The 22,920-nt window shown below is 69.2% G+C and carries 17 protein-coding genes; 11 read left to right on the top strand and 6 right to left on the bottom strand.

Annotated features, from left to right (window positions below):
• Positions 1 to 55 precede the first annotated feature (55 nt).
• Genes OOT46_RS05905 through OOT46_RS05895 form a run of 3 tightly spaced genes read left to right on the top strand, consistent with a single transcriptional unit; the run spans position 56 to position 4,505 of the window.
• Positions 56 to 976, top strand: coding sequence for a cyanophycinase (locus tag OOT46_RS05905; protein ID WP_265402665.1), 921 nt, complete (start codon positions 56 to 58; stop codon positions 974 to 976).
• A complete protein-coding gene (gene cphA / locus OOT46_RS05900; RefSeq protein WP_265402664.1) occupies positions 973 to 3,669 on the top strand; it encodes a cyanophycin synthetase in 2,697 nt (898 codons plus the stop codon). Before OOT46_RS05905 ends, cphA begins: the two co-directional genes overlap by 4 nt.
• 29 nt (positions 3,670 to 3,698) lie before the next feature.
• Positions 3,699 to 4,505, top strand: coding sequence for an SIR2 family protein (locus tag OOT46_RS05895; RefSeq protein WP_265402663.1), 807 nt, complete (start codon positions 3,699 to 3,701; stop codon positions 4,503 to 4,505).
• A gap of 6 nt (positions 4,506 to 4,511) precedes the next feature.
• On the opposite strand, the gene OOT46_RS05890 is transcribed toward OOT46_RS05895, so the two are convergent.
• Positions 4,512 to 6,218, bottom strand: coding sequence for a RecQ family ATP-dependent DNA helicase (locus OOT46_RS05890; protein ID WP_265402662.1), 1,707 nt, complete (start codon positions 6,216 to 6,218; stop codon positions 4,512 to 4,514).
• A gap of 8 nt (positions 6,219 to 6,226) precedes the next feature.
• A complete protein-coding gene (locus OOT46_RS05885) occupies positions 6,227 to 7,330 on the bottom strand; it encodes a patatin-like phospholipase family protein (protein ID WP_265402661.1) in 1,104 nt (367 codons plus the stop codon).
• A 312-nt stretch (positions 7,331 to 7,642) separates the two neighbouring features.
• Here OOT46_RS05885 and OOT46_RS05880 point away from each other — a divergent pair, with 312 nt between their 5' ends.
• Complete coding sequence (locus OOT46_RS05880) at positions 7,643 to 9,652, top strand: TonB-dependent siderophore receptor (protein WP_265402660.1); 2,010 nt, start codon at positions 7,643 to 7,645, stop codon at positions 9,650 to 9,652.
• 10 nt (positions 9,653 to 9,662) lie between these two features.
• Entirely contained in the window at positions 9,663 to 10,775 is a 1,113-nt protein-coding gene (locus tag OOT46_RS05875; protein ID WP_322114234.1) for a PepSY-associated TM helix domain-containing protein, read from the top strand.
• Here the strand turns inward: OOT46_RS05875 and OOT46_RS05870 are convergent.
• Positions 10,755 to 12,314, bottom strand: a complete 1,560-nt coding sequence (locus tag OOT46_RS05870; protein ID WP_265402659.1) for a methyl-accepting chemotaxis protein — start codon at positions 12,312 to 12,314, stop codon at positions 10,755 to 10,757. The two genes, OOT46_RS05875 and OOT46_RS05870, sit on opposite strands and share 21 nt — an antisense overlap.
• 100 nt (positions 12,315 to 12,414) lie before the next feature.
• Complete coding sequence (locus OOT46_RS05865; RefSeq protein ID WP_265402658.1) at positions 12,415 to 12,882, bottom strand: cache domain-containing protein; 468 nt, start codon at positions 12,880 to 12,882, stop codon at positions 12,415 to 12,417.
• Between the two features lie 292 nt (positions 12,883 to 13,174).
• Here OOT46_RS05865 and OOT46_RS05860 point away from each other — a divergent pair, with 292 nt between their 5' ends.
• Positions 13,175 to 15,772 (top strand): EAL domain-containing protein, encoded by a 2,598-nt coding sequence (locus OOT46_RS05860; RefSeq protein WP_265402657.1) that lies wholly within the window; start codon positions 13,175 to 13,177, stop codon positions 15,770 to 15,772.
• 116 nt (positions 15,773 to 15,888) lie between these two features.
• On the opposite strand, the gene OOT46_RS05855 is transcribed toward OOT46_RS05860, so the two are convergent.
• Positions 15,889 to 18,003: an ATP-binding protein gene (locus OOT46_RS05855; protein ID WP_265402656.1), complete on the bottom strand. Its 2,115-nt coding sequence runs from the start codon at positions 18,001 to 18,003 to the stop codon at positions 15,889 to 15,891.
• 162 nt (positions 18,004 to 18,165) lie between these two features.
• Complete coding sequence (locus OOT46_RS05850; RefSeq protein WP_265402655.1) at positions 18,166 to 18,528, bottom strand: helix-turn-helix domain-containing protein; 363 nt, start codon at positions 18,526 to 18,528, stop codon at positions 18,166 to 18,168.
• 524 nt (positions 18,529 to 19,052) lie between these two features.
• Between OOT46_RS05850 and OOT46_RS05845 the strand changes: the two genes are divergently transcribed.
• From OOT46_RS05845 to ftsL, 5 genes are all read left to right on the top strand, one after another.
• Complete coding sequence (locus tag OOT46_RS05845; protein WP_322114233.1) at positions 19,053 to 19,778, top strand: acyltransferase; 726 nt, start codon at positions 19,053 to 19,055, stop codon at positions 19,776 to 19,778.
• A gap of 82 nt (positions 19,779 to 19,860) precedes the next feature.
• Positions 19,861 to 20,610: an alpha/beta fold hydrolase gene (locus tag OOT46_RS05840; RefSeq protein ID WP_265402654.1), complete on the top strand. Its 750-nt coding sequence runs from the start codon at positions 19,861 to 19,863 to the stop codon at positions 20,608 to 20,610.
• 540 nt (positions 20,611 to 21,150) lie between these two features.
• Positions 21,151 to 21,591, top strand: a complete 441-nt coding sequence (gene mraZ / locus OOT46_RS05835) for a division/cell wall cluster transcriptional repressor MraZ (protein WP_265402653.1) — start codon at positions 21,151 to 21,153, stop codon at positions 21,589 to 21,591.
• Positions 21,592 to 21,594: 3 nt separating this feature from the next.
• The gene (gene rsmH, locus OOT46_RS05830; protein ID WP_265402652.1) at positions 21,595 to 22,533 is read left to right on the top strand and encodes a 16S rRNA (cytosine(1402)-N(4))-methyltransferase RsmH; all 939 of its coding nucleotides are present in this window, start codon (positions 21,595 to 21,597) and stop codon (positions 22,531 to 22,533) included.
• Positions 22,530 to 22,880, top strand: coding sequence for a cell division protein FtsL (gene ftsL / locus OOT46_RS05825; RefSeq protein WP_265402651.1), 351 nt, complete (start codon positions 22,530 to 22,532; stop codon positions 22,878 to 22,880). Before rsmH ends, ftsL begins: the two co-directional genes overlap by 4 nt.
• Positions 22,881 to 22,920 lie beyond the last annotated feature (40 nt).

The following is a 22,920-nucleotide window of genomic DNA, read 5'->3' as shown; positions in this document are numbered from 1 at the left end:
ACGCCTGCCGTCCGGTCGTCTCCTCCTCCTGCCGTCCTTCGCTTCTTCTTCTGCCATGTCGGATCACAGCCATCCCGCTTCCGAGCCCGACGTGTGCACGCGTCGCAGCTCCACCGGGCACCTCGTCATCATCGGCGGCAACGAGGACCGGGTGCACGAGAAGCGCGTGCTGCGCCGCTTCATCGAGCTGACCTGCGTCAGCGACCCGAAGATCGTCGTGCTGACCGCGGCCAGCTCCTTCCACGAGGAGGTCTCGGCCATCTACGACCGGGCCTTCGGCGAGCTGGGCGTGACGCATCGCAAGGCGCTCGCGATCCATTCGCGCGAGGACGCCAACCATCCGGCGATGGTCGAGGAGATCCTCAGCGCCGACGGCGTCTTCATGACCGGCGGCGACCAGCGCCGGCTGCTTGCGATGGTGGGCGGCACCCACACCTACAACGCGATGCACCGCGCCTTCACCGAGCGCGGCACCTGCATCGCGGGCACCAGCGCGGGCGCCTCCGCCATGTCGGCCCACATGATCGCGGAGGGCCAGGGCGACATCCATCCGGAAAAGGGGGTCGTCAGCTTTGCCGCGGGGCTGGGCTTCCTGCAGCGAGCCGTGGTGGACCAGCACTTCTCCGAGCGCCGCCGGCTCGGCCGCCTGATGGCCGTGGTGGCACAGAACCCGACCCTGCTCGGCATCGGCATCGACGAGGACACCGCCCTCGTGGTCGAGCGCGGCTCGGGCTTCGAGGTGGTCGGCGACGGCGCGGTCACGCTGGTCGACGGCCGCCAGATGTCGTCCAACTTCCTCGACATCGGCGAGCGTGAACTGATCGAGCTCATCAACGTCCGGCTGCACCTGCTGCCCGCGGGAGCCAGCTATGTCCATCGCGCCGGAGCCTGCAGCGACGCTCAGGTCTGCCGCGAACTCACCCCCACGCTGCACGAGATCGTGGACATCCTCTCCAGCAACGAGACCGTTTCATGAAGATCATCGAACGCAAACTCCTGCGCGGACCCAATCTGCACGCCCGCAAGCCCTGCCTCGAGGCGGTGCTGGACCTGGAGGACCTCGACGAGGTCGACTCCAACACCTTGCCCGGCTTCGTCGATCGCCTGCTCGACCTGCTGCCCAGCCTGCACCAGCACTACTGCTCGCCGGGCTACCCGGGCGGCTTCGTCGAGCGCCTGCGCGAAGGCACCTACATCGGTCACGTCACCGAACACGTGCAGCTGGAGCTGCAGTCGCTGGTCGGGCCCGAGATGCGCTTCGGCCGCACCCGCATGATCCCGGGCCGCCCGCGCCACTACCGGGTGGTGTGCGCCTACCGGGTCGAATCGGTCGCGCTGAGGGCGCTCGACCTGGCGGTCGAGCTGGTCGAGGCGGCCATCGCCGACCAGCCCTTCGACGTCGAGGCGGCACTGCGCGAGCTGCGCGAGCTGCAGGACCGCGACGCCGCCGGGCCGAGCACCCGCGCGGTGATCGAGGCGGCCGAGCAGCGCGGCATTCCGGTGCTGCCGATCGGCGAGGACGGGGCGCTCTTCCAGCTCGGCTGGGGCGCCCGCCAGCGCCGCATCGACGCGACCCTGACCAGCGAGACGCGCCAGATCGCGGTCGACATCGCCGGCGACAAGGAACAGACCAAGCGCCTGCTGTCGCTGGCCGGCATCCCGGTGCCGGGAGGCCGTGTCGTCAGCACGCTGGAGGAAGCCACCGAGGCGGCCCATGCCCTGGGCGGCAACGTGACCCTCAAGCCCCTGGGCGGCAACCAGGGCAAGGGTGTCTCCACCCATGTCGAGACGCCCGAGCAGCTGCAGCACGCCTTCGAGCGTGCGCGGGCCTGCGACAGCGAAGTGATCGTCGAGCAGACCGTCGCCGGCGACGACCACCGCGTGCTGGTGGTCGGCGGCCGGGTGGTCGCGGCCGCACGCCGGCTGCCGCCCAGCGTGGTCGGCGACGGCCGGCACAGCATCCGGGCCCTGGTGGACCAGCTCAACGCCGACCCGCGCCGCGGTGAGGGCCACAGCAGCACGCTCACGCAGGTGCCGCTGGACGGCTGCACCGTCGACACGCTGGCGGCCCAGGGGCTGACGCTGGACAGCGTGCCCGAGGCGAGCAGGGCGGTCTGCCTGCGCGGCAATGCCAACCTCTCCACCGGCGGCGTCGCCGAGGACGTGACCGAGCGGCTGCATCCCGACACCGCGGCCCTGTGTCTGCGCGCGGCGCGTCGCATCGGGCTGGACGTGGCGGGCATCGACGTGGTGTGCCACGACATCGGCCAGCCGCTGGCCGCCCAGGGCGGCGCGCTGATCGAAGTCAACGCGGCGCCCGGCATCCGCATGCACGAGTGGCCCTGTGAGGGCGCGCCGCGTGCAGCAGGCCGTGCCATCGTCGACTCGCTGTTCGGTCCGCACGACGACGGCCGCATCCCGCTGGTGGCCGTGACCGGGACCAACGGCAAGACCACCACGGTGCTCGCGATCGAGCACGTGCTGCGCCGTTGCGGCCGGCGCACCGGCTGCGCCACCACCGAGGGCGTCTTCATCGACGGGCAGCGCATCATGGACGGCGACTGCTCGGGCTACTGGTCGGCGCAGGTGGTGCTGAGCGACCCGGACGTGGACGCGGCGGTGCTGGAGACGGCGCGCGGTGGCATCCTCAAGCGCGGGCTGGGCTTCGACCGCTGCGAGGTGGCCGTGGTGCTCAACATCGCGGCCGACCACCTGGGGCAGGACGGCGTCGAGACGCTCGAAGAACTGGCCCGTGTGAAGAGCGTGGTGGCCGACGCGGCCACCGGCGCGGTGGTGCTCAATGCCGAAGACCCGCATTGCGTCGCGATGGCGGAGGGCGTACGCCGGGGCGCCGAGATCATCTACTACTCAATGGACCCTCACCACCTGGTGCTGGCCCGCCACCTGAGGGGCGGCGGGCGCGCCGTGGTGCTGCGCCAGGGCAGCATCTGGCTGCAGGGCCGCGGCTGGGCCCATCCGGTGGTGGAGGCGGCCGGCTTGCCCATCACCTTCGGTGGCCGCGCCCCGCACAACGTCGCCAACGCGCTTGCCGCGGTGGCCGCGCTGGTGGCGCTCAAGCTGCACCCGGCCCAGATCGCCCGAGCACTCGGGGAGTTCAGCTGCTCGGCGCGCAGCAACCCGATGCGCATGAACCTCTTCGACGTGGCCGGCGTGCGGGTGGTGGTCGACTATGCGCACAACCCTGCCGCTTTCGAGGCTCTGCTGCAGTCTGCCGGGCACTTCCGGCCAGTGCGTATCGTGGGCGTCATCTCCGCGCCCGGCGACCGGCGCGACGAGGAATTGCTCGAGGTGGGACGCATCTGTGCCCGCCACCTGGACGAGATGCTGGTGTTCGAGCTCGACGAGGACCGCGGCCGCCCGCTCGGGGCGACGGCCGAGGTGATCCTGGCCGGCGCCCGCGAGGTGGCGCCCGGCTGTGTCGCCGAGGCGGTGCTGCCGGTGCGCCAGGCACTGCGGCGCGCCTTGCAGCGCTGCCGGCCGGGCGACCTGCTGGTCTACGGCTGCGCGGTGGAGCTCGAAGACCTGCACGTCGCCGCCGCGGGGGCACCGGTGCTGGAGCTGCCACAGGCGGCCTGGGCCTACGCCGGCCGGCCCGGCTTCGCGGAGCGCGGGCAGGACAGCCGGTCGGCTGACGCGCTGGCCATGTGAGCCCGAAGGCGGTTGCGAACCAGCTCACCATGGCCGCCGGCCACGTCGAGGAACTGCGCGAGGCCTGCCGCGAGCGCACCGTGATCCTCTTCGTCGGCGCCGGCGTGTCCTTCGCGCTCGGCCTGCCGCCGTGGAGCGAGCTGATCGACCACATGGCGCAGGAGCTGGGCCACGAGCCGGCCGAGTTCCGCGAGTACGGCAGCTACCTGGCGCTGGCCGAGTACTTCCGGCTGCAGCACGGCAGCATCGGGCCGCTGCGCAGCTGGATGGACCGGCAGTGGCACGGCGAGAAGATCTCGGTGAAACACTCCAAGGTGCACAAGCTCATCGTGCACGGCGGTTTCGACCTCATCTACACCACCAACTACGACCGCTGGCTGGAGAATGCCTTCGACCACTACCGCAAGGACTACGTCAAGGTCGTCAGCGTCGCCGACCTGGCGCGCATCCGCCCCGGCGTGCCGCAGATCATCAAGTTCCACGGCGACTTCGAGAACGACGAGTCCATCGTGCTCGACGAAAGCAGCTACTTCCGGCGGCTCGAGTTCGAATCGCCGCTGGACATCAAGCTGCGCGCCGACGTGCTGGGCCGCTCGGTGCTGTTCATCGGCTACAGCCTTGCCGACATCAACATCCGCTACATGTTCTACCGCCTCTCGCAGATGTGGAATGCGGCGGTGCCGGGGGTGCCGCAGCCGCCGTCCTACATCTTTTCGGCCCAGCCCAACCCGGTGCAGGCGGCGGTGCTGCGGCAGTGGGGCATCCGCATGGTGGGCTCGGAGCGCAAGGACCCGACCGAGGCGCTGGCGGAGTTCCTGGAGTCGGTGGTGGCCTGAGCCGGTTCAGGCGGCGACGGCTTCCACGTAGTCGGCCACGAAGCTGCGCGTGCGGCCGTCGGGGAAGGCGATGCGCACGCTCTCGGCATCGGCTGCCACCACCTCGCCGTCGCCGTAGCGGGGCACGCGCACCGCGTCGCCGGGGCGGAAGGCCGAACGAGGCGAGTCCGGGGCCGGCACCGTGGAATTGGGCAGCGGCTCGGCATTCGCTTCAGCCGCCTCCTGGCGGGCCTGCTCGGCGCGCGCTTTCGCACGCAGGCAGTTGTCGCAGTGCTGGCAGCCGTCCTCGAAGGGCGGCTCCTCCTCGAAGTGCTCCAGCAACACCTTCCAGCGGCAGTAGCCGGTGCGCGCATAGAAGACCATGCGCTCCAGCATTTCGCGGTCGCGTTCGGTCTTCTCGCGGTAGGCACCGACCATCTCGGCGATGCTGGCCGGATCGAGCCGCTCCTGCCGCACCTGCAGCTCGCGCTTGCGGTTCTGCGCCACCGCGCCGATATCTCGCAGGAGCTTCAGCGTGACCTGCAGCTTGTTGCGCGGCAGGCCGCTGCGCTCCTGCAGCTCGGCCAGCGTGCGCGGCGGCGGCTCGGTGCGCAGCGCATCCCAGGTCTGGCCCACCTCCTCCTCGCCGGGATAGCGGCCGGCCATCAGGAACTGCTGCACCGCCTTGTCGCGGTGGTAGTACAGCAGGATGCAGCTTGCCGGCTTGCCGTCGCGGCCGGCGCGCCCGGACTCCTGGTAGTACGCATCGAGCCCGCCGGGCATCTGGTAGTGGATGACAAAACGCGTGTCGCGCTTGTCGATGCCCAGTCCGAAGGCATTGGTGGCCACCATCACGCGGGCCTTGCGGTTCATGAACAGGTCCTGCTGCTCGTGGCGCTCCCGCGAGCCCAGCCGCCCGTGGTAGCGGGCTGCCGCGATGCCGGCCGCCTGCAGCGCCTCGTAGACTGCGTCGACCGCTTTCACCGTTGCCGTGTAGACGATGCCCGCCCCCTCGGCCGCCGCCACCAGGGCGATGAGGCGCTGGTGACGTGCGTCATCGCTGGTGAGCTGCTCGACGCTGAAGTACAGGTTGGGCCGCCAGGCGCCGGCATTGAGCACCTCCATGTCGGGCACCTTCAGCTGGGCCACGATGTCCTCGGCCACATTGGGGGTCGCCGTGGCCGTCAGCGCGAGCACCGTCGGCCGGCCCAGCGCCTTCCAGCCGCTGGCGATCTCCAGGAAGGCCGGGCGGAAGTCGTGGCCCCACTGCGAGACACAGTGGGCCTCGTCGATCACCAGCAGCGAGACCCAGTGTTGCTGCAGCAGCTCCATGAAGGCCGGATCCGCGAGCCGCTCGGGCGTGGTGAAGACCAGCCGGGCCGAGCCGTCGGCGATGGCCGCCTCGGCCTCGGCGGTGTCGGCGGCATTGAGCGCGCTGTGCAGCTCCACCGCGGCGATGCGGCGCTTGCGCAGCTTGTCGCACTGGTCCTTCATCAGCGCGATCAGCGGCGAGACCACCACCGTGCGGCCCGGCAGCAGCAGCGCCGGCAGCTGGTAGCACAGCGACTTGCCGGCACCGGTGGGCATGATCGCCAGCGTGGAGCGTTGTTTCATCACGCGCTCGATCACGCCCACCTGGGCCTCGCGCAGGCGGGGCAGGCGGAAAGTTTCCTTGAGCAGCTGCTCGGCCTGGCGTCGCCAGGCCCGGGGGGCCGCGGGTTTGGGGGTGGGCATAAGAAGTATCAGCGCAGGGAAGAAGAGGTGGGGGAGGCGGCGCTGCCGGAGCGGCGCCGCGGTGTGGCGGCAGGGTCGGCGGACGCGGCTTCGGGCGCGGCGGGAGCGGGCTCCTGCCACGCCTGCAGCGCGAGCCGTTCGCCCTGCGCAATGAGTTCGTCGATGCGCTCGGGCGAATAGTCGAAGTGGCCCGAGATGGTGTCGTGAGGGAAGGCTTCGCGGCGGATGCGCAGCACGCGGCCTATCCCCGGGTGGGCCGCCTCGGCGGCCGAGAACTTGTCGAGCTGCAGCAGGTCGAGCAGCCGGGCGGCCAGCTCCAGCCCGGCCACCGGCCGCGCGGCGGCGCGCCGCGCCACCTGCTCGACACTGACCAGCAGCGTATCGTCGCCGTCCTGCAGCCGGCCGTGCGCGTGCAGCGCCTGCAGCGCCAGCGGCACCATGGAGTGGCGGATCAGGTCGCCGTCCCAGTAGAGGCGGCCGTCGATCTCGACCGGCTCGAACATCAGCGGTATGGCGGTGCTCGCAGCCAGGTGCGCGGGGGTGACGGTCTCGCGGTCGCTGTCGAAGAGCCTGAGCTCGCCCGCCTGCACGTCGACCGCCGGCACGCCGAGCCAGGGCGCTTGCACCGCGTTGCTGCGGTAACTGCCGAACACCTCGTGCAAGGTGCTCCACATGCGGCTGCGGTCGAGCAATGGCAGGTGCACCCGCTGCAGCGCGGCCCAGGGTGTCCAGTGGGCCGGGTTGGCGCGGTAGAGCGCGCGGTTGCCGACCAGCAGCCCGGTCAATACGCCGTTCCAGCTGCGCGCCGCGGGCTGGCCGGGCCACCAGGCCTCGAAAGGCCACAGCCCGCCCGCGTTGCCCGCGGGGCCGAGAAACGGCAAGGACGGCGTGGCGATGCGCTCGCGCCAGAAGTGCTCGAGCCGGCCGGCACCCAGGTCGGGGTCGGCATGGTGGCGCGCGATGAGCGCGGAATTGACGGCGCCGATCGAAGCGCCACCGACGCCGACCAGCTGGGCGCCGGCCTGCTGCAGCAGCGGCGCCAGCGCCTTCCAGACGCCGCAGGCGAAGGCGCCGAGCGAGCCGCCTCCCTGGAACAGGACCACCACTTTCATCGACCATCTCCCTCGGCGCACGGCGCCATCTCGGCCCGCAGCCAGGGCCGTCGTCTGGCTGGCAGCAAGAAGCAGGCCTCCAGCGGTGCGCGAGCTTAGCGGCAAGAAAACCGCCTAGAATGCGAACAATTCTCATTTCTGTAAAAGATGGTATCTCTCATGCGTCGCGTTGTCGGCCCTTGCCGTCCGGGTCTTCGTGCTCCCGTTCCCTCCCTGCTCTCCCTTGCTGCGGCCTCCCTGTTCTGCACCGGCGTCTCGGCCCAGGCCGAGAGCTCCCCCCCGGCCACGGAGCCCGCGACGACGCTGAAGGAAGTGACGGTCTCTGGGCAGCGCGCGCGCAGCTTCAGCTCCCGCAGCGTGCAGGTCGGGACCTTCCGCGACCAGGACCCGCTGGACGTGCCGCTGACCAACAACGCCGTGACCCGCGAAGTGCTGGACGCCCAGGGCGCACGCACCCTCTATGAAGCGCTGCGCAACACCGCCGGCGTGACGCGCTCGCAGCTCAACGGCTCGACCTACGACAACATCTCCATCCGCGGCATCCTGGTCGAGAACCGCGGCAACCACCGGCTCAATGGCTCGCTGCCCGTCATCAACCTGGTGGAGGTGCCGCTGGAGAACAAGGAGCGGGTCGAGGTGCTCAAGGGCGCGTCCTCGCTGTACTACGGCATCCTGCCGCCCTCGGGCATCGTCAACTACGTCACCAAGCGGGCCACCGCGACGCCGGTCACGAGCCTGACGACCTCGGTCAACAACCATGGCGGCGCCGATGTGCATGCCGACATCGGGCGGCGTTTCGGCACCGAGGACGACATGGGCCTGCGCGTCAACGTGGCGGGCGGCCGGGTCGAGAACGGCATCGAGGACGTGACCGGCGAGCGCTCGATGGCCTCGCTGGCCTGGGACTGGACCGTGTCGCCGGCCGTGAAGCTGAAGTTCGACCTGGAGCACTACCGCAAGAACGTCAGCGAGCCGACCGCCTGGCTGGTGCCGCTGCCGCTGCCCCGCGTGCCGGACAACACGCAGAACCTGGGCAGCGAGTGGCAGCGCTACAAGGCCGAGGCGACCAATGCGCTGCTGCGCGCCGACATCTCGCTGTCGGACAGCTGGCTGCTGACGCTGGAGGCGGGCCGGGCGCGCACGGTGCGGGACCGTCGGCTGTCGATGTTCACGCTCTCCGATCCGGCCTCCGGCACGGGTACCGTGACGCAGGCCTTCGCTGACGACCAGACCTTCACGAACAACAACCAGCGCGCCGAGCTGGCCGGGCGCTTCTCGACCGGCAGCATCGCGCACGAGCTGACCGCCGGCATCACCCGCAACCGGCGCCACGACGATTGGCTGAACTATCCCAACGGAACGATCTCGCGGCAGAACATCGACCACCCCGTGGAGCTGCCTCGGCAGGAGCTGCCCGCCTCCAACGGCTCCACCGACACCAAGATCGTCGATCGCGGCCTCTACGTGTCCGACCGCGTGATCCTCAGCGAGCGCTGGCAGGTACTGGCCGGACTGCGCCACACCGACTATCGCTACGACTCGGTGATCGTGAGCCCCACCAATCCGCCTGCTACTCGCTACAAGACCCGCCACACGACCCCGAACTACTCGGTGCTGTTCAAGGCCAACGAGAGCCTGTCCTTCTATGTCAGCTACCTGAAGGGCCTGGAGGAGACGCCACAGCCTACCCGGCCGGCCTACAGCAATGAGGGCGAGTTCCTGCCTCCGGCCGTGAGCACGCAGAAGGAGCTGGGCGTGAAGGCGCGCGTGGCACGCGAGCTGCTGCTGCAGGCGGCCGTGTTCGACATCGACCGTCAGCAGACCACGAGCGTGCCCTCCGGCCCGAGCACGAAGGCGCTGATCCTGGCAGGTCGCAGCCGCTATCGCGGCCTCGAACTGTCGGCCAGCGGCGAGCTGAGCCCCAGCTGGGCCCTCATCGCGTCAGCCCAGCTGCTGGACGCCGAGATCACCGAGACGCGCATCGCCAACGAGCTCGACAAGACCCCCGAGAACACGCCGAAGCACACCTTCAGCCTGTTCGCTGAGCACAAGGTCGCCGCCGTGCCGGGCTGGTCGGTGAACGCCGGCGTTTACCACGTGGGCAAGCGCTACGTGAACAACGCCAACACCGGCCGCATTGGCAGCTACACCACGCTGAGCGTCGGCACCCGGTATGCGACCCGCTTCAACGACCTGCCGGTGACCGTGCAGGCCAACCTCGACAACGCCACCGACCGCGACTACTGGAGCACCACCGGCAACGGCCTGCTGGGCACCGGCCTGCCGCGCACCCTGCGCGTGGCGGCGAAGTTCGACTTCTGAAGCGGCTGCCGTGGCGCTGTTGAAGGCGCGGCGGCTGTGGCTGCTGGCGCATCGCTGGGTCGGGCTGAGCCTGGGGCTGCTCCTGCTGCTGGCGGGACTGACCGGGGCAGCCCTGACCGTGACCCGGCCGCTGGACGAGGCGCTGCACCCGGAACTGTTCCAGGCGCCGGCCGCGCCGCCCGGCGCCGTGTTTCGGCTGGACGCCGTGCGCGAACGGCTGAGCGCCGAGTTCGGATCCCGCACCGGCTTCACCTTCCGCCCGCCCCGCGAGCCCGGCGAGACGCTGCACGTCTATGTGCGCGGTCCCTGGAGCGGCACCTTGCACCTGGACCCTGCCAGCGGCACCGAGCTGGGCCGCCGCGGCGAGCACGAAGGCCTGTTCAACGTCCTGTTCGAGCTGCACGCCACCTTGCTGATGGAGGAAACCGGCCGGGCGCTGCTCGCGCTGGCGGTGCTGAGTTATGTACTGCTGCTGGTCACGGGCGCGGTGCTGTGGTGGCCCTCGAAGTGGCGCCATGCCTTCAGCATCAAGCTCGTCGCGGGCCTGACGCGCAGCCTGTTCGACCTGCATCGCGTGGGCGGCGCGGTGCTGGGGCTGGGTGTGCTGGTGTCGGTGCTGACCGGTGCCTACATGGCGTGGCGGCCGATCTCGGTGTGGGTGACGGGGGTGGCCGGCGCGGTGCCGCTCAAGCCGCCCCCAGTGCGGCCGCCGCTCCCTGCCGCCAAGGCGACGACGGCCTCACTGGAGCGCGTGGTCGAGCAGGCGCGCACGATTTTTCCCGCGGGGCAGCTCGGCTATGTGCAATGGCCGGCCGGCGCCGGTGCGGCAGGGCGCATCCGCTTCCGGCTGCCGGACGACCCGCATCCCAACGGCCTCAGCTCGGTGTGGTTCGACCCGAACGACGGTCGCATCCTGGCGGCCCATCGATGGAGCGAGCTGGACCCCGGCGCACGGGGCTATGCGTGGATCTATCCGCTGCACATCGGACGCCTGGGCGGCACCGGGCAGCTGGTGCTGAACTTCGTGTTCGGGGCGGTGTTGGCGGGATTCGGCGTCAGCGGTGTGTGGCTGTGGTGGCGCAGGAGGCGGGCGAGGCGAGCCTCAGGCGACCCGGAACGCTGACACCGCGTGCACCAGGCCCTCGGCCTGGCGACGCAGCGATTGCGTCGCCGCGGCGGCCTGTTCGACCAGCGCCGCGTTCTGTTGCGTGGTGGCTTCCATCGCGCTCACGGTCTGGTTGACCTGCTCGATGCTGCCGGCCTGTTCGCCGGTGGCCGTCGAGATCTCGGCGACCATGTCGGCGAGCTGCCGGATGGACTGGACAATACGCTCCATCGTCGCGCCCGCACGCTGCACCTTGTGGGTCCCGTCCTCGACCCGCTCGGTCGAGCTGGCGATGAGCGACTTGATCTCCTTGGCGGCGGTCGCCGAGCGCTGGGCCAGCGAACGCACTTCCTGCGCCACCACCGCGAAGCCGCGGCCTTGCTCGCCCGCCCGCGCGGCTTCGACCGCGGCGTTCAGCGCCAGGATGTTGGTCTGGAAGGCGATGCCATCGATCACGGCCGTGATGTCCGCGATGCGGCGCGACTGTTCGTTGATGGCAGCCATCGTGGTGGTGACCTCGGCCACTGCCGAGCCGCCTTCGCCGGCCACCTCGGAGGCTTCCGCGGCCAGGCGGCTGGCCAGCCGCGAGGTCTCGGCCGTGTCCTGCACCGTCGTGCTCAGGCGCTCGACCACCGAGGCGGTCTGCTGCAGCGAAGCCGCGGTGCGCTCGGTGCGGTCCGAGAGGTCCTGGTTGCCGCTGGCGATTTCGCTGGAGGCGCTCTCGATTTCGGTCGAGGCGCGGCGGATGCCGCTGACGATGCCGTTGAGCTTCTCGGTGACATCGTTCAGGGCGGCCAGCACCTGGCCGGTGGCATCCGAATGGACCTCCAGGTGCTGGTGCACCAGGTCACCCGAGGCGACTCGCTTGGCCGCGGCCACAGCCTGGCTCAGCGGTGTGAGGATCAGCCGCAGGCACAGCGCGATCGCGCCGGCGGACAGCAGCAGCGCGATCGTCGTCGCGATCACGGTGCCGAGATTGGTGGCCCGGATGCGGGCCGCGACGTTCGAGGACTGGACCTCGCTCGCCTTGAGTTCGGCTTGGGTCAGCGTGGACAGCTGCTTGCGCAGGCTCTCGAAGTGCTGCTCGGCGATCGAGCTGAACATCGCTGCGGCCGCCACGCCGGCGGCCTTGATGTCGAACACGTCGTCCACCGCCTTGCGGTACTTGCCCAGGCTCTGTTCCGCCTGCGTGATCTGCTGCATTGCCGCGGCGTCGGAGGCCGCGAGTTTCTTGAGCTGGGCGAGATTGGTGGTGATCAGGCCGAGCTCCTTGCGGATGGCTTCGTCGACCCATTTGACCTGTTGCTTGGACTGGGTGGTTTCCTCGTAGAGCATGCTTTTCTGCAGCATGCCGTCGACGAAGGCGACCTGGCTGATCAAGGTGTTGGCGATCTGGATTCGCGGCAGGCTGTTCTGGGTCAGCTGTTGCAGGTCGGCCTCGGTGGCGCGGTTGCCGAGGTAGCTCTGAAGGCTGACGCCGAGCAGGCAAAGCGCAACCAGCAGCGGCGCGATGGCGATCTTGACGCCGATGGGCAGATTGGCCAAGGTCTTGTTCATACACAGGTCTCTAGGGGAAAGCCGGCAGGCAGGCACAGCCGGGCACGAAAAGAAGCCCGTGCGGCGGCCGGCAGGCCGCGACACGGGCCGCTGCAACGGTTCAGCGATAGACGCCGACGCCGATGTAGGAGTCCGCGCCCGGGTTGCGGATCACGTAGGAGGCCTTCTTCTCGACCTTCTTGGTGGCCGGGTGGGTGAAGTCGTATTCGTACCAGCCGGCGCCCTTGGTCTTGGCGATCTCGGTCATCTGCGCCGTGCTGCTCGTGCCGTTGTCGCTCTTCATGGCAGACAGGTTCTTGCCCACCAGCTGCGGCGTGATGGGGTGGAGCAGCATGTTGCCGCTGAAGTCGAGCGAGAAGACGTACATGTCTTTCTTGATCCAGGTGGCCTTGTCGGTGGCGAAGTCTTTGAAGGCCTTCTCGGTGCCGACCTTCTTGACGTGGGCGGCGGCCGCTTCAGCCATCGCCTTGGCTTCTTCCTTGGTGCCGCGTTCCTGGGCGGCGGCGCCGAAGCTGACGAAACCGGCCACGAGGGCGATCGAGACGGTGCGGGAGAACTTGCTGAACATGGAAAAAGTCTTCCTAGGTAGTTGGGGAAAGGCTTATGTGGTTTCGGCAGGGGAACGGGGAATTGAAGGGGGAATTTCACAAAGATGTGCGAAATGTCGCGCATGCGACAGAAAGCGCAGCGCTTGCCGCCGCGACAAAAAGCCTCAAGCGCTCGGCAAAACGTCTCAAGGTTGGGCTCCGGCGGCCGATATACCGACTTCTGGCCTTGCGGGGCGCTTTGCTTTTCCTATGCTGCCAAGTCTGATAGACCTCCCGTCCACGGGTGCCCCGCGCCGGATCCTGGCGTGGTGCGTGCTCGCATCGACGGTTTCGATCGTCGGTCTGTGGGCGGCGGCCCTGCTGTGGGTCGACGGCAACCGACGTTCCGCGGTGCAGTTCGCCTACCTGCAGGCCGACAGCGCCGCCGACAAGCTGGCGGAGCGCACCGCCCGGCTGCTGGAGCGCGTCGACCAGACGGCGACGATGGTGAAATACCTCCAGGAGCGCGACGGCGTCGTCGATCTGCACCGCCTGGAGCGCGACCACCTGTTCCTGGACCAGGCCGCCGCGCCGACCGTGCACCTGGTCAACGAGCTGGGGCGTGTCTTCTCCAGCACCGGCCCGCTGCCCGACGTGTGGCTGGACGACCGCCAGTATTTCCTCGAAGCGCGCCGCAACCCGGGCGCAGCCCTGTTCGTGTCGCCCCCGGTGCAGAGCCGGGTCCGGCACACCTGGGTCATGCCGTCCTCGAAGGGACTGCTGCGCGGCGACGGCAGTTTTGCTGGTGCCGTGGTGGTCGTCTTCGACCCGCTGTTCCTCACGCGCGGATTCACGATCAAAGGCCATCCGCAGGCGCTCGTCGGGGTGATCGGGCGCGACAGCATCTACCGCGCGCGTTCCGCCGACGGCCATCACAGCGTGGGCGACCGGCTCCCGCCGGGCAGCGTGGAATTCGCGCTGTCGCCCGAGGGGCGCCCGCCGGCCCCCGTGGTCAGCACGATCGACGGTGTCCCGCGCTTCCACTCGGTCGTACCGGTCGGCAAGCACGACCTCTATGTGGTCGTGGCGGTTCCGGAAAGCACCACGCTGGCGGAGTTCCGGGTCGCGCGAGGACGTATCTTCACCGCCGCCTTCATCTGCACCCTGCTGATCCTTGCCAGTGCCGTCTTCCTGACGCGGCAGGCACGACTGACCGCGCGCCGGACCGACGAGAAGCGGCAGGCCGAGCAGGACCTGTTCCGCGAGAAGGAGCTGCTGGCCGTGACCTTGCGCTCGATCGCCGACGGCGTCGTCACCACCGACGCCCGTGGCCGGCTGACCTACCTGAACCCGGCCGCCGAAGTGATGACCGGCTGGCCGGTGGGGCAGGCGGCGGGCCGCGAGGCGGCCGAGGTCGTGCGCATCGTCGACGCCGCCGGGCAGCCGCTGCCCGCCGATCCTCTGGTGCATGCGATGGCCAGCCGCACGGCGAGCGCCGGGCATGAGGACAACGCCATCCAGTCGCGCAGCGGTGTGCGCCGCCCCATCGAGCACTCGGCGGCGCCCATCTTTGGCGGCGAGGGTCAGCTCTGGGGCGCGGTCATGGTGATGCACGACGTGAGCCGCACCCGGCAGCTCGCGCACGAGCTGTCCTACCAGGCCAGCCACGACCCGCTCACCGACCTGCTGAATCGCACCGCCTTCGACGAACGCCTCGATGCCGCCATCGCCAAGGCCGAGCGCCAGGGCCGGCAGCACGTGCTGATGTTCCTCGACCTGGACCAGTTCAAGGTGGTGAACGACTCCTGCGGGCACATTGCCGGCGATGCCTTGCTGAAGCAGCTGAGCCAGGTGCTGGGCCGGCAGGTGCGCAAGGACGACACCCTGGCCCGGCTGGGCGGCGACGAGTTCGGCGTGCTGCTCGAGGACTGCCCCCTGCCGTCCGCGCTGCGGGTGGCCGAGGACCTGCGGCAGCAGGTCAGCGAGCTGCAGTTCGTCTGGCAGGGCAAGGTGTTCCGTATCGGCGTCAGCATCGGCATCGTGGCCATCCTGGACGGCCGCCACAGCCGCAGCGACCTGCTGCGCATGGCGGACACCGCCTGCTACCTCGCCAAGGACCATGGCCGCAACCGCTTGCATGTCTACGACGATACCGACCAGAGCGTGGTGCAGCGCCAGGGCGAGATCGACTGGGTCTCGAAACTGCAGAACGCGCTCAGCGAGGACCGGCTGTTCCTGGAAGGGCAGCGCATCGAGTCGCTGACCGAAGGGCAGGGCGGGTCGATGTCCTACGAGATCCTGGTGCGCCTGCGTGACGAGAACGGCCGTGTGGTGCCGCCCATGGCCTTCCTGCCTGCCGCCGAGCGCTACGGGCTGATGACCGGCATCGACAAGTGGGTGATCGACAAGGCGCTGGAGCTGCACGCACGCTGTGCCCGGGAGTTCGGCCAGCGCCTCAAGTTCTCGATCAATCTCTCGGGCGTCACCATGTGCGACCCGACGATCGCCGACTATGTCACCGACAAGATCCGGCAGTACCAGGTCGAGCCCAGCGCGATCTGCTTCGAGGTGACCGAGACCGCCGCCATCGCCAACCTGCCGCTGGCGATCGAGTTCATCGCCTGCCTGCGGCGGCTGGGCTGCCGCTTCGCGCTCGACGATTTCGGCAGCGGCATGTCCTCCTTCGGTTACCTGAAGCAGCTGCCGGTCGACTACGTGAAGATCGACGGCAGCTTCGTGAAGGAAATGCTGCAGGACCCGGTGGACTATGCGATGGTGGAGGCGATCAACACCATCGCGCACCGCATGGGCCTGAAGACCGTGGCCGAGTTCGTCGAGAACCAGGAGCTCATCGACGCGCTGCGGGTCATGGGCGTGGACTTCGTGCAGGGGTACGGCGTCGAGCGGCCGAAGTCGCTGGTGCCGGCCTGAGCTGTGACGGCGCGAGCGCGTTCATGGGCTGGAGGCCATGCCGTCCTGCATGGCCCCCGCTCACGCCCTCGGGCCGTACAAGCGCAGCATGTGCCCGGGTCGCGCGCGGCGTGGCCCTAGCGAGCCTCGACCAGCTCCTGGATCGACTTCAATAGCCGTTCCGGATCGACCGGCTTCACCAGGTGCAGGTCGAAGCCGCTGCGCAGCGCCCGTTCCCTGTCGGGCTCGCGCCCATAGCCGGTCAAGGCCACGAGCCGAAGCCGGGACAGCTGAGGCAAGGCCTTCAGGCGCTGCGCCAGCTCATAACCGTCCATGCCCGGCAGGCCGATGTCCAGCACCGCCACGTCCGGCGTGTAGTCGGCCACCATCGCCAGGGCCGAAGGCCCGTCGAAAGCCACCCGCACCTCGTGTCCTCCCAGCGCCAGCAGCTGGGCCTGCATCTCCGCGCTGTCGGGGTTGTCGTCGACGACCAGAAGCCGACCGGCCGCGGGCCGGGGCGCTGCCGGTATCGGCGGCGTGGCAGGGGCCGGCGCGATCGCGGCCCGTGGCAACTCGACGGTGAAGACGCTGCCCAGCCCCGGCCCCTCGCTGGCCGCGGTCAACCGCCCGCCGTGCATCTCCACCAGGCGGCGCGCGATGGTCAGCCCGAGGCCCAGGCCGCCTTCCATCCGGTCGCTGGGTTGCGGCCGCTGCACGAACAGGTCGAACACACGCGGCAGCAGCTCGGGCGCGATGCCGGCGCCGGTGTCTTTCACCGCCACGCGTACCGAGCCGTCGTCGGCCTCCACCTCCAGTGCGACATGTCCGCCGGCGGGAGTGAACTTGGCGGCGTTGCCGAGCAGGTTGACGAAGACCTGTACCAGCCGGGTGGCGTCGCCCGACACCGGCAGGGCTTCGCAAGGCAGGCTGGCGTCGAAACGCAGGCCGCGTTTCTCCAGCGCCGGCCAGACCTGCTCGACCGCGCGGCGCACGATGAAGGCGATGTCCAGCACTTCGAGCTTCAACTCGATGGCGCCGCGCGTGATGCGGCTGATGTCGAGCAGGTCGTCGACCAGCCGCGAGAGGTGGGCCACCTGGCGCGAGATCAGCTCGCGCTCCGGCTGGCTCGCCGGGTCGCCGCGCCGGTCCATCAGGTGCAGCGCGGTGACGATGGGGGCGAGCGGGTTGCGCAGCTCGTGGCCCAGCATCGCGAGGAACTCGTCCTTGGCGCGGTTGGCGGCGTCGGCGTCACGCCGGGCCGCTTCGGCATCGGCCCGGGCGTGGCGCGTTGCGTCCAGCAGCTGCAGGCGCTCGGTCACGTCGTAGCTCACCCCGACCATGCGCAAGGGGCGGCCCTCGGCATCCTGGTGAATGGTGGCGTAGATGGCGACCCAGCGCGGCTGTCCGTCGGGATGCAGGATGCGGAACTCGGCGGCGGGCAGGGCACCGGTCCTGAGGGCCTCGTGCACCTTGAGCTTCATCGGTTCACGATCCTCGGGGTGCAGTCGCGTCAGGAAGTCCACGGAGGGTCCGGTCCAGCCCTCGGGCGGCAGGCCATAGAGCGTGTAGACCAGCTCCGACCAGTGGATGCGACCCTGGACCACGTCCCAGTCCCACAGCCCCAGGCGACCGGCCTCCACCGCGAGGCGCAGCCGCTCTTCGCTGCGTTGCAAGGCCGCCTGGGTGGATGCCTGCGTCTTGCGCAAACGGATGTTGATCAACGCGGGCGCGACCAGCGTCGCGAGCGACTCGGCGAAGTCGCGGTCCTGAGGGCTGTGCTGCCGGCCCGAGCGGCCCATGAACAACGCCAGGGCGCCCAGCAATCCACCGTGATGGCGGATCGGCACCGACACCATGGAGCCGAAGGCCAAGGCGGGCGGCCAGTCGGACGGCAAGGGCGCTGGTGGCAGCGGAAGCTCAAGGTCCACCGTGTGCGTGGCCGGCTCACGCTCGGCGATGTCGTCCGGCTCCAGCGTGGGTGCCGCGTGCTTCGCGGACACCGGAGGCCGCTGCTGCAGCAGCGCTTCGACCCCTGGGTCTTCATGCGCCCGGACGAAACGCTGCGTGAGCTCGCCATCGGCGAGATCCATCACACCGAAGTCGCCCAGCTCGGGCAGGCAAGCGGACAAGGCCTGCCCCGGCAGGTCCTCGGGGGCCTGCTCGGACGACAGCAGGGTGGCGACGCGTTCGAGAACGCGCAGGTGATGGTCTGCGGGCCCCTGGGCAGGGGCCGCATCGGGTGTGTCGTTCATGGTTGAACCCTCTCCGGAAACGTTGATGTCGCGGGTCCAGTCGCCGGGGCCCTCCCAGGCTCCCTCGTGGGCGCTATAGCGCGTCCTTTTTGCGACGGGGCAAAAAGTGTGAGGGGTGAAAGACCCGTCGCGAGGCGGCGCCGGGTCGGACATTTCGTTTGCTTACCGAATGGCGGGGAGGTCGTCCGCCGCGCCGGGTGGCGGCTCGTCGTCGTCCGACAAGTCTTCGATCTTCTGCAAGGCGTCACGGCGGACGGCTTCGGGAAGGCGGTGCAGCATCAGCAGCATCTCGGCCAACTCGTCGTCGTCGCAGTAGAGGAAAGCGACCGGCACATCCAGACAGCAGGCGAGGCGACGCGCAGTGAGGTAGTCGGGTTTGTGGACGCCGAGTTCGTAGCGATTGATGCGGGTCGAGGCCATGAAAGGATCAAGACCGGCAGCGATGCCGAGCTGCCGCTGGCTCATGCCCGAGGCCTTGCGCGCCTGCTTGATCCGGCGCGCCGGAATGTGGTCGGTTGTGTTCACCGTGGCTGGCTCCCTCAGTGGGCGCAAGCATCACGGGATCGCGGCGGCCTGGCTACTACGACTATCGTAGTCGGGGATACGGGGTGGAGGCCGGCGGGCACGCGAACATCCTGTCCCCGCCCAAGCGGACGAGCCGTTAGCCATTCTTCGGGCCATCGCTAGGGCTACGGGGCAGTTGCCAGAGTGGCTGCCGCGCTGCGGGACGATGGGTATCTTTCCTATTATCTGCTTCATCGTTATGTCACCTTTTATCGGCTGTATGGGCCGCGAAAAGGTGGCGCATGGAGCTGGCCGCTCCCTGACTCAGGGGGGGCAAGTCTGCAGGTCCTTGTCCAAGGCCATGCCTCGCCTGCTAGGGTGTGCGCGTGGGCCCGGCTGCGTGTCGCGAGACGGTGTTGCCATGGATGCGACGCACTTTCCGTACGCGGCCCGGCCCGCGCTTTATCCCGCCAGGCGATGCCGCCGGTCGAGACGCTGTTTCGACCGAGGCGCGCCGGAGCGCACGACCTGTTGTCTCGGCAATGATGAAACTCCTGCTTGCTCTGCGCAGAGGGGAGGGCCCGCTCTGGGGCGCCCTGAAAAATCTCGCACGCCGGCTTCTTTGCTTCCACCTCCCGGTCAACCGCGTCAGCCGGCCCCTCTTCGCGGGGCTCTACACGGCGCATGTCACGGTGCGTGAGCTGGTCCGGTGGATGCTGCGGTTTTTCTACTATGAGCCGCTGCTTCGCAGCCAGTGTTGTGCCGTCGGCGAAGGTTTTCAGATGGAGACCCTGCCCGACGTGAGCGGCAGCGGCCGCCTTCGCATCGGCAGGCAGGTCCGGCTGTCCGGCGTGTCGACCTTCAGTTTCAGCAACCGCTTGGGCGAGCACCCGCTGATCGTCATCGGGGACGGGACCTTCATCGGCCACGGCTGCGCGCTGCATGCCGCGTCCTCCGTCACGATCGGCCGCCATTGCCTGATTGCCGCAGGCGTGTGGATCTACGACTTCGACGGGCACCCCTACGATGCGGCGGCGCGGCGCCGCAAGGAGCCTTTCCCGGCGACGAACTGCGAGCCGGTCACGATCGGCAACGACGTCTGGATCGGCGCGCGAGCGACGATCCTGAGGGGGGTCACCATCGGGGACCGCGCCATCGTCGGCAGCGGTGCCGTCGTGACCCGGGACGTGCCGCCGGACACCGTCGTAGGCGGCAACCCCGCGCGCCCGGTCCGGACCTTGAGCAGGGCTGATTCGACCCCCGCGCACTGAGTCGCTTCCCTCCACGGCACCGTGCAGGTCGCACGGCCATACGGCATACCATTGCGGTCCCTGCCAATCACACCACACCTCGATGGAATCGCGCCCCGCCCTGGTCCTGCTGCACGGCCTGCTCGGCTCGCTCAGCTACTTCTCGCCCTCCCGTCACCTGCCCGGCCTCGACACCTTCACCCCCGATCTGCTCGGCTACGGCGCCAACGCCGGCGCTTCGCCGGGCAGCCCTCTGTCGCTGGAGCTGCAGGCGCAGTTCGTCGGCCGCTACCTCCGCGAGCAGGTGGGGCGGCCGAGCTGGGTGCTGGGCCACAGCGTCGGTGGTGCTGTCGCCATGGAGGTCGCCCGGCTTGCGCCCGACCGGGTGCTGGGCGTGATCAGCGTCGAAGGTAACTTCACGCTCAACGACGCCTTCTGGTGTCGCGGCATCGCGCCGCTGGCTGAGGAGGAGTGGGCCGCGCAGTACCGGCGTTTGCAGGGCGATCCGAAGGGCTGGCTGGAGCGCAGCGGCGTGGAGGTGAGCCCGGAGCGGCTGTCGTGGGCCGAACAAATCCTGCAGAACCAGCCGCCGGAGACCGTGCAGGGCATGGCGCGCGCGGTGGTCCGCGAAACGGCGCTGCCCGGCTACCTGGAAGGGGTGCGGGAGGTGGTCGAGCGCGGCACGCCGCTGCACCTGCTGGCCGGGGAGCGCTCGGTCGACGGCTGGGACGTGCCGGGGTGGGTGAAGGCCGCGGCGCGCAGCGCCACGGTGCTTCCCGGGACCGGACACATGATGATGCTGGAGGCGCCCGCGGCTTTCTGTGCCGCCATTCAGGCCGCGATCGAGGCCTGAACCGAGTGGGGCCGGCCTTGCCGGCCTGCTCTTGCTCATTCTCGGGCGCACCCCTGCGTGTCCGCCCTCGCTGCGCGGCCTCCGGGCAGCCCGGGCAACAGGCCCGGTCCGCCCGCCCATCCCCGCGCTCCGCCGGGATCCGACCTTCCACACAAACACATCCGGCTTGGGGAATGTCACGGCTGGAAACGCTCCCCCGTGTCGTGATTCGCGCTTGTTCAGACATTCAGTGTCAGGCGCCGCACGCGGCAGGGCCCTGGGAAGTCGCTCCAACCTGCGATTTCCGCTGGCAGCAGTTTCTTTTTCTTACCGTTTGCCTGCCAACTTGTTCGCGTTTCTGATCCTGGCTTCCGAGCCGGCCATTTCACCGAAAACTTTCAGTGCAATGCGCAAGTCCTTATTTTTGAACGGATTTTTAAAACTAGGGGGTCCGGGCTCCGGTTGTAAGTGCTTGATTTAATTAGACATTTTTTACGTCTCGCCTTGACCCGGCGGGACCGCCAAGTTAAAGTGGGACAAAGTGCAGATTAGTGGGTGTTTGTGTCGAACTTCGTCTTCCAAGGGGCCTCAGCGTTGTCGCTGGATGCAAAGGGGCGGCTTTCCGTTCCTGCGCGCCATCGCGACGTGCTGGCCGCCATGGCCGGCGGACAGCTGACGATTACCAAGCACCCGGAGGGCTGTTTGATGGTGTTTCCGCGCCCGGCCTGGGAGGCGTTCCGCGACAAGATCGCGGCCTTGCCCATGTCCGCGAGTGGCTGGAAGCGCATCTTTCTGGGCAACGCGATGGACGTCGAGATCGACTCGGCCTCGCGCGTGCTCATCTCGCCCGAGCTGCGCGCCGCGGCCGGTCTCTCCAAGGACGTGATGCTGCTCGGCATGGGCAGCCACTTCGAGTTGTGGGACGCCGCCCGCTACACCGCCCACGAGGCCGAGGTCATGCAGCAAGGCATGCCCGACGTGCTCAAAGACTTCACCTTTTGAGCCATGAGCGCTGAGGGCAGCACCCGGCAGCACCGCACCGTCCTGTTGCACGAGGCGGTGGATGGACTCGTCCACGATCCCGACGGGTTTTATATAGACGGGACCTTCGGTCGCGGCGGACACTCTTCTCTGGTGCTGTCGCGCCTCTCGCCACAGGGACGCCTGCTGGCCTTCGACAAGGATCCCGAGGCCATAGCAGCCAGCACGCGGGTCCAGGACCCGCGTTTTTCCATCGAGCACGAGAGCTTCGCCGCGATGGCCGAGGCCTGCGCCCGGCGCGGGGTGGCCCGGGTATCGGGGGTGCTGCTCGACCTCGGCGTCTCCTCGCCGCAGATCGACACGCCGGAGCGTGGCTTCAGCTTCCGTTTCGACGGTCCGCTGGACATGCGCATGGACACCACCCGCGGCGAAAGCGCGGCCGACTTCCTGGCCCGCGCCGACGAGCGGCAGATCGCAGAGGTGATACGCAACTATGGCGAAGAACGGTTTGCTGTGTCGATTGCAAAGGCGCTTGTGGCTCGCCGGCAAAGCGGCAGTCCCGTTCGCACCACGGCCGAGCTGTCCCAACTCGTGGCTCGCTCGGTCAAGACCCGGGAGGCGGGGCAGGATCCTGCGACGCGTACCTTTCAGGCTCTTCGGATTCACGTCAACGCCGAGCTCGAGGAACTCGAGCAGGGGTTGAACGCGGCCCTGGCGCTGCTGGCACCGGGCGGCCGCCTGTCCGTGATCAGCTTCCACTCGCTGGAAGACCGCATCGTCAAGCAGTTCATCGCCCGCCACAGCCGCACCGAGATCGACCGCCGCGCGCCCTTTGCGCCGGTGCCCGACCCCCGGCTGCTGCCCGTGGCCCGCATCAAGCCCGGCGAGGCCGAAGTGGCCAACAACCCGCGCGCCCGCTCGGCGGTACTGCGCGTGGCCGAGCGCACGGAGGCCCCGGCATGACACGGCTCAACGCGGTGCTGTTCGTCGCGCTGGTGCTCAGCGGGCTCTACCTGGTGCGCGTGTCCTACGAGGCGCGCCGCCTGTTCGTCGAGGTCGAGCGCAGCCAGACCGAGGCGCGCGCGCTGGAGAGCCAGTTCGAGCAGTTGCAGGTCGAGAAGCGCGCCCAGGCCACGCCGCTGCGGGTCGAGAAGGTCGCGCGCGAGAAGCTGCAGATGCGCACCGCCTCGGCCGCCGTGACCCACTACGTCAACCGGCCCGGCCAGGCAGCGGCACCCGCCCCGGCCGCGTCCGCCCAGGCGGCGCGCAGTGCGGCCTCCCAGCCTGCCGCGGGGGGGCGCCAGCCATGAAGTTCTGGCCCTTCTCCCGCAGCCGGGCGCCAGCGTCCAA

Origin of the sequence: Aquabacterium sp. A7-Y (assembly GCF_026153205.1) — a bacterium.
Lineage (GTDB): Bacteria > Pseudomonadota > Gammaproteobacteria > Burkholderiales > Burkholderiaceae_C > Caldimonas.
This window is presented reverse-complemented; position numbering and strand designations above follow the sequence as displayed.